The organism is Bradyrhizobium sp. (assembly GCF_049581145.1).
Classification (GTDB): domain Bacteria; phylum Pseudomonadota; class Alphaproteobacteria; order Rhizobiales; family Xanthobacteraceae; genus Bradyrhizobium.
The window spans coordinates 1-6,544 of the sequence record NZ_JBAURI010000267.1 but is presented as its reverse complement, the minus strand read 5'-3'; the positions used below and the strand labels follow the sequence as shown (position 1 = coordinate 6,544).

Annotated in this window: 6 protein-coding genes and 1 other RNA gene; 5 read left to right on the top strand and 2 right to left on the bottom strand. The window is 65.8% G+C overall.

Annotation, left to right across the window (positions count from 1 at the left end):
- A partial coding sequence (locus WCB02_RS09060) for a DNA polymerase III subunit gamma/tau (RefSeq protein WP_423957637.1) occupies nt 1-1,769 on the bottom strand: 1,769 nt, incomplete at its 3' end.
- Nucleotides 1,770-1,927: 158 nt separating this feature from the next.
- Nucleotides 1,928-2,024: signal recognition particle sRNA small type (ffs, locus tag WCB02_RS09055), an RNA gene on the bottom strand.
- A 233-nt stretch (nt 2,025-2,257) separates the two neighbouring features.
- Here ffs and WCB02_RS09050 point away from each other — a divergent pair.
- The 5 genes from WCB02_RS09050 to WCB02_RS09030 all read left to right on the top strand — a co-directional run bounded on the left by WCB02_RS09050 (nt 2,258) and on the right by WCB02_RS09030 (nt 6,395).
- Nucleotides 2,258-2,683 (top strand): HIT family protein, encoded by a 426-nt coding sequence (locus WCB02_RS09050; RefSeq protein ID WP_423957636.1) that lies wholly within the window; start codon nt 2,258-2,260, stop codon nt 2,681-2,683.
- A 6-nt stretch (nt 2,684-2,689) separates the two neighbouring features.
- A complete protein-coding gene (nudC, locus tag WCB02_RS09045) occupies nt 2,690-3,640 on the top strand; it encodes an NAD(+) diphosphatase (protein ID WP_423957634.1) in 951 nt (316 codons plus the stop codon).
- 326 nt (nt 3,641-3,966) lie between these two features.
- Entirely contained in the window at nt 3,967-4,467 is a 501-nt protein-coding gene (locus tag WCB02_RS09040) for an Lrp/AsnC family transcriptional regulator (protein ID WP_423957633.1), read from the top strand.
- A gap of 169 nt (nt 4,468-4,636) precedes the next feature.
- The gene (locus tag WCB02_RS09035; protein ID WP_423957632.1) at nt 4,637-4,909 is read left to right on the top strand and encodes a hypothetical protein; all 273 of its coding nucleotides are present in this window, start codon (nt 4,637-4,639) and stop codon (nt 4,907-4,909) included.
- 16 nt (nt 4,910-4,925) lie between these two features.
- On the top strand, nt 4,926-6,395 hold the full coding sequence (locus WCB02_RS09030) for a methyl-accepting chemotaxis protein (protein ID WP_423957630.1): 1,470 nt from the start codon (nt 4,926-4,928) through the stop codon (nt 6,393-6,395).
- Nucleotides 6,396-6,544: the final 149 nt, after the last annotated feature.

Sequence of the window (6,544 nt, the reverse complement as noted above, 5' to 3'; positions counted from 1 at the left end):
GCAAGCTTGCGCACCTCGACCACGCGGGTGCCTGGAAAGCGCGCCAGCACCTCCTTGACACGCGGATCGGCCTCGGCGGCGCGCTCGCGCTGACTTTTCTCGACCAGGCTCAGTTCGCGCAGTGTCGGCTGGCCCGCCTCGTTGGAGACGATCACGGTCCAGCGCCGCCCGGTCCATTGCTCGAGCTTGCGCGAGAGGTCGTTGATCAGCGTGCGGGCCGCGTTGCGCTCCAGGGCCACTTCCAGCCGGCCGTCCTCGATGCGGACCAGCCGGACATCCGCCTCCAGCGCGGATCTGGTCAGGAGGTCGCGCCTCTCGCCGGCGAGCGCGACCAATTCGGGAAAGCCGTTGATCCGGCGCACCGGGGCGGCCTGCGCCTCCGGCGCCGGCATCGTCATCTGCGGACGGACGGACGCCTCCGCACCGGAGCGCTGTGCGGACGCGGCACGCATTGGCGTCGGCGCCACCGCTGAGGGCTGTGACACTGGCACGCTGCGCGGCGGCGAGCCGGCCGCAACGACCGGCGTCGCTCCGCCGTTCTGTTCGATCATCCTGATCGCTTCATCGGGCGTCGGCAGGTCGGCGACATAGGCGATCCGCACCAGCACCATTTCCGCAGCCGAGGCCGGACGGGTCGCGGCTTGTGTCTCGGCGATGCCCTTGAGCAGCATCTGCCACATCCGCGACAGCACCCGCATCGACAGTTTCGCGGCGAAGTCGCGCCCGCGCAGCCGCTCCGTCTCGCTGAAGGCGACGTTGTCGGCGGTGGCCGGCACGACCTTGACCCTGGTGACGAAATTGACGAACTCGGCGAGATCGGACAGCACCACGATCGGGTCGGCGCCGGTGTCGTACTGCTCGCGGAACTCGCGGAAGGCGCTGGCGATGTCGCCGCGCGCCAGATGCTCGAACAGGTCGATCACCCTGGTGCGGTCGGCAAGCCCCAGCATCTGCCGCACGTCGTCGGCGGCTACCCGTCCCGCGGCATGCGCGATCGCCTGGTCCAACAACGACAGCGAATCGCGCACCGAGCCTTCCGCCGCGCGGGCAATGATGCCGAGCGCCTCGGGTTCGATCTCGACCTGTTCCTTGGCCGCGATATTGGCGAGATGCCGCATCAGGACGTCAGCCTCGACCCGGCGCAGGTCGAAGCGCTGGCAGCGCGACAGCACGGTGACCGGAACTTTGCGGATTTCAGTGGTCGCAAAGACGAATTTGGCGTGCTCCGGCGGCTCCTCCAGCGTCTTCAGAAAGGCGTTGAAGGCCGCCGTGGACAGCATGTGGACTTCGTCGATGATGTAGACCTTGTAGCGGGCGCTGGCCGGCGCGTAGCGCACGCCGTCATTGATGGCGCGCACGTCGTCGACGCCGGTATGGGAGGCGGCGTCCATCTCCAGCACATCCATGTGCCGGCTTTCCATGATCGCCCGGCAGTGCACGCCGAGCTCCGGCATGTGGATGGTCGGCCCCTTCACCGAGCCATCGGGCATTTCGTAGTTCAGCGCGCGGGCGAGGATGCGCGCGGTCGTGGTCTTGCCGACACCGCGCACGCCGGTCAGGATCCAGGCCTGCGGAATCCGGCCGGTCTCGAATGCGTTCGAGACGGTGCGGACCACGGCGTCCTGGCCGATCAAATCCTCGAAACTGGATGGACGATATTTGCGCGCCAGCACGCGATAGGGGCTTGCGGCGTCCAGCGCCCCGCCCGGCTCGCGTGCGCCGGGGTTGGCTCCGTCAGGCCCGTCGGGGGAAGCGCCAGCGTCGGTCATCGATCGATCCGCAATTCAGTGTCGCTCGGCCGGCTTCGATCGCGAGCCGGAAGCACATCCTGGTCAAGGACCGATGCCCGGTCTTGCGCGGGAGGCGCCGTCGGAACGGACCCCGCAAAGCGGATTGCCGCTTTTTGCGCGATTCGCTCGAAAAACAGGTAGGAGACTGACGAGCGACCCGATCCGGACCTCGTTAGGGCTGCTTCCTTCCGGACCTGACCCGGTTGGCGAGTGGCTCGTCCACCGCCAATCTCCCGGCTCCTATTTGGGGCCAAAAGGCCCGGAAAGCAAGCGGGACGGCAGGGGGTCTCCAGGCGGTCTGCGGGACTTGTGCAGAGCCGCGGAAAGGCATTAGTTGCCGTCATGGCCGGGCGAAGGCGCGAGGCGTCTTTGCGCTCGATGCTGCGGCCATCCACGTCTTGGTTTCTTGCGATGCCAGGAAAAGCGTGGACGCCCCGCACTAGGCCGGGCATGACAAGGGAACATGCATGCCGTCTGACTCGCCCGACTGGTCGCTGCACTCCCAGCTCAAGAAAGACACCATCGACATCGGCGACCTGCCGCTGTGCCGGGTGCTGGTCATCAAGGACGCGAACTATCCCTGGCTCCTGCTGGTGCCGCGCAAGGAGGAGGTGGTGGAGATCATCGACCTCGCCGAGGTCGAGCAGGCGCAGCTGACGACCGAAATTTCCCGCGTTGCGCGCGCGCTGAAAGACATTACCAAATGCGATAAGCTCAACATCGCGGCACTCGGCAATGCGGTGCCGCAGCTTCACGTCCACATCATCGCCCGCCGCACCAGCGATGCCGCCTGGCCGCGCCCGGTCTGGGGCGTGGTGCCGCCGCTTCCGCATGACGCCGAAGAGGTGCAGAATTTCATTCGCGCGCTTCGCCGCAAGATTTGGCTCGGTTGAACAGAAATGTCAGCATTCGATTCCTTTCCGCTCGGACGGCCCGCCTTTGTTACCGACATCCTCGACCGCGCGGCGCATCTGCGCGGCAATGACGAGAAACTGCTGGCGCTGGAAAGCCAGCCCTCCTCGCGCGCCTATCTGGTGCATCGCGATTCGCTGGTGGTGAAGCGGGAGGGCGACGGTTCGCGCGCGCTGCTCGGAATCGACGAGGCGCTGAAATTCGGCGCCAATCCCGGCACCATCTTTTTGGGACTGCGCGACGGCGCCGCCGTGTTCGGCATGGGCCTGTCGCCGGCTGCAGCAGAGCAGCTGCTCGGCCGCGACGACGTCGCCGTGAGCGAATTGCGCGGCATGGCGATGCAGGGCGTGGTCCCCCCGGAGCAGCTCTCTGCAATCGCGATGGCGAAATCACTGGTAAGCTGGCATCAGCGCCACGGCTTCTGCGCCAATTGCGGAACCCGCACCGCCATGAAGGAAGGCGGCTGGAAGCGCGAGTGCCCGAACTGCAAGGCCGAGCATTTTCCGCGCACCGATCCGGTCGTGATCATGCTCGTGACCTCAGGCGACAAATGCCTGCTCGGCCGCCAGAAGCAATTTCCGCCCGGCATGTATTCCTGCCTTGCCGGCTTCGTCGAAGCCGCGGAAACCATCGAGGACGCGGTCCGCCGCGAGACCTTCGAGGAGAGCGGCATCCGCTGCACCGATGTCCGCTATTACATGACGCAACCATGGCCCTATCCGTCATCCCTGATGATCGGGTGCACCGCGCGCGCCACCACCGAAGCGGTCGTGGTCGACCGCGCCGAACTGGAGGATGCGCGCTGGTTCGATCGCGCCGAGGCCCGCCTGATGATCACGCGGACCCATCCCGACGGTCTCGCAGGTCCGCATCCCTTCGCCATCGCCCATCATCTGGTCGGCCGCTGGGTGCGTGGGGAAGATCAGGCGAGCGCATAGCGCGAACGCGCCGGCATCTCCCGCCCAATTCAGGGCCTGCGACCGGCACCGCCGATCCTGGCCGCGACTCCCGACAAAGCGCCGACCCGCCCACCCGCATCATCCGCATCGCTATCCGGGACAAGCTGCGCATCGCGGCCCGCCGCCGCGCTGAAATGCCGCCGTTTCCGCTGTGCCGTTGCTGCGCCACAACGTATTGAACTGGAAGATCTTTTAGGCGGAGACCGGTAACGTGCCCGGTCGCGCCCAAGCTTCCGGGACTTGATATAGAAGATTTTTCTCTATAAGAGGGTTTATGACCCTACAAATGGAACAAAGTTCTTCTCATGAGCGACGTCGCCCTTCCAGTCCATGACTCCAACCGCCGCCTCGATGCCATCGATCGCAAGATTCTGATGGTGCTGCAGGAAGACGCCTCGCTGTCGGTCGCCGAGATTGGCGATCGCGTCGGGCTGTCGTCCACGCCGTGCTGGAAGCGCATCCAGCGACTGGAGGCTGACGGCGTCATCCTGCGCCGCGTCGCACTGGTCGATCAGAACAAGATCGGGCTCGGCATCACCGTCTTCGTCTCGGTCGAGAGCGCCGATCATTCGGAAGCGTGGTTGAAGACATTCGCCGAGGCGGTGAGCGCCATGCCCGAGGTGATGGAGTTTTACCGGATGGCGGGCGACGTCGACTACATGCTGCGCGTCGTGGTCGCGGACATGCCGAGCTACGATGTGTTTTACAAGAAACTGATCGGCGCCGTGCCGCTGAAGAACGTCACCTCGCGCTTTGCGATGGAGAAGATCAAGTCGGTCACGGCACTGCCAGTGCCGGCGGGCTAGCTTGCCGGTGCATCGCTACCTTGCGACGCTCAAGGCAGTCGCTTCTCCGTAATACTCCCGAGTCGGGAATTCACGGCTGGTTAGCCTCGTGCCGACTATCGTCCCACGAATGGAGCGCGGGACAGCCATCTCGACATCGCGATGGCCCACCTGGCTGAACGCCGCCGCATTGCTGCTCGCGAGCTGGGTCGCAATCACTGCGTTGACGTTGCAGCCGGGTCCGGGTTCCGAAATTGTCGCCGTGGCTTTTCCGCCGTGGTGGGACGCACGGCACGCCATCGACGCCGCCGCTTCCGCCGACGCTGCAGTCGTGAGGATGACGGCGGTTCCGTCGCTGCTGATTGTGCGACCTGATGGGCAGGACGGTCTGCGGCGGCTCCGCGCGTCCGGCGCCTGGTTTGCCATCGATCCGCAGGCGGTCGCCGCCTGCCTTGGGAAGTAGTTTTGGGGGACTTGGAATGACCATCGAGAGCGACGATCTGGCCATGTTGCGTGACACCACCAGCAAGGTGCTGCTGGCGGCGTTGTGGCTGCACGTTCCGATTGCCGTGATAATCGGCCTCGTGAGCGGTGCCAGCTGGGTCATGCCGGCCGTCATCCTGATGATGATGGCGATCGCCGCGACGGTGTCATGGAGCGCCGCCGGCAATACGCTGTCCACCCAATTGATCTTCGCGGTCGCGTTGATGGGCGGCGTCTCGACGTTCGTCTACGAGCTCGCCGGGCACCCCTGGCAGATCGATATGCACATGTATTTCTTTGCCGCGCTCGCCTGTCTCGTCGCCTATTGCGACTACCGTGTTGTGATCGCCGGCACGGTGGCGGTCGCGCTGCATCATCTGGTGCTGAATTTCGTGCTTCCTGCCGCGATCTATCCCGGCGGCGCCGATTTCGGCCGGGTCGTGCTTCATGCGGTGATTCTCCTGATCGAAGCCGGCGTTCTGATCGTGCTCGCCTTCAAACTGTCGCAACTGTTCGAGACCACCGCCCGCAAAACGGCCGAAGCCGAAACCGCCCATGCCGCGGAAGCCCGCGCCAATGGCGAGCGAGCCGAGATCGAACGGCACGCCAAGCAGCACAGCGACGCGGCGCGGCGCGAACTCGCGGCCGGCTTCGAGCGCAAGATCGGCGGCATCGTCGAGGCGGTTACGGTCGCGGTCGGCGAGATGCAGGGTATGTCGGCGTCGATGAGCGACAGCAGCGCCGAATCCGTGCGGCAGACTGCGGCCGCCGCCAATGCCTCGACCCAGGCCTCCAGCAATGTCGGAACGGTGGCGGCGGCGACCGAAGAACTGACCGCCTCGATCACCAACATCTCCCACCAGGTCACCCGCTCGGCCGAAATTGCCGGCAAGGCCGCCCAGGAAGCACGCCGCACCAACGCCGTCGTCGAAGGGCTTGCCGCGGGCACGCAGAAAATCGGCGAGGTGGTGACGCTGATCCAGAACATCGCGAGCCAGACCAACCTGCTCGCGCTCAATGCCACCATCGAGGCCGCCCGCGCCGGCGAACACGGCAGGGGATTTGCGGTCGTGGCGAGTGAGGTCAAGGCGCTGGCCAATCAGACCGCCAAGGCCACCGAAGAAATTTCGGCGCAGGTCCAGGGTATCCAGAGCGCCACCGGCGAGGCCGTCAACGCCATCCAGGCGATCGGCGGCACGATCGCCGAGATCGACTCGATCTCCAACGAGATCGCCACCGCCGTCGAACAGCAGGGTCTGGCGACGCGCGAAATCTCCGGCAATGTCCAGCAGGCCGCGAGCGGCACCAGAGACGTCAACAACAGCATCGTCAGCGTCTCACAGGCCTCCGAGGAGGCCGGCGTGCTGGCCTCCAAACTGCTCGGCGCCGCCAACGGATTGTCGTCGCAATCGGAACGGCTCAAATCCGAAGTGGCAAGCTTCCTCGGCTCGTTGCACGCGGCGTAGGCCGGATACCGCCGCCGCGCACGGGATCGCTGCAAGGCGATCGTCAGACCGCCTTGAACACCGGCAGAGCGATGGTCACCCGCGCACTGCCGCCGGCCGCCGCCGCGATCTCGACCGTGCCGCCGTGGGCTTCGACCAGGCTGCGGACC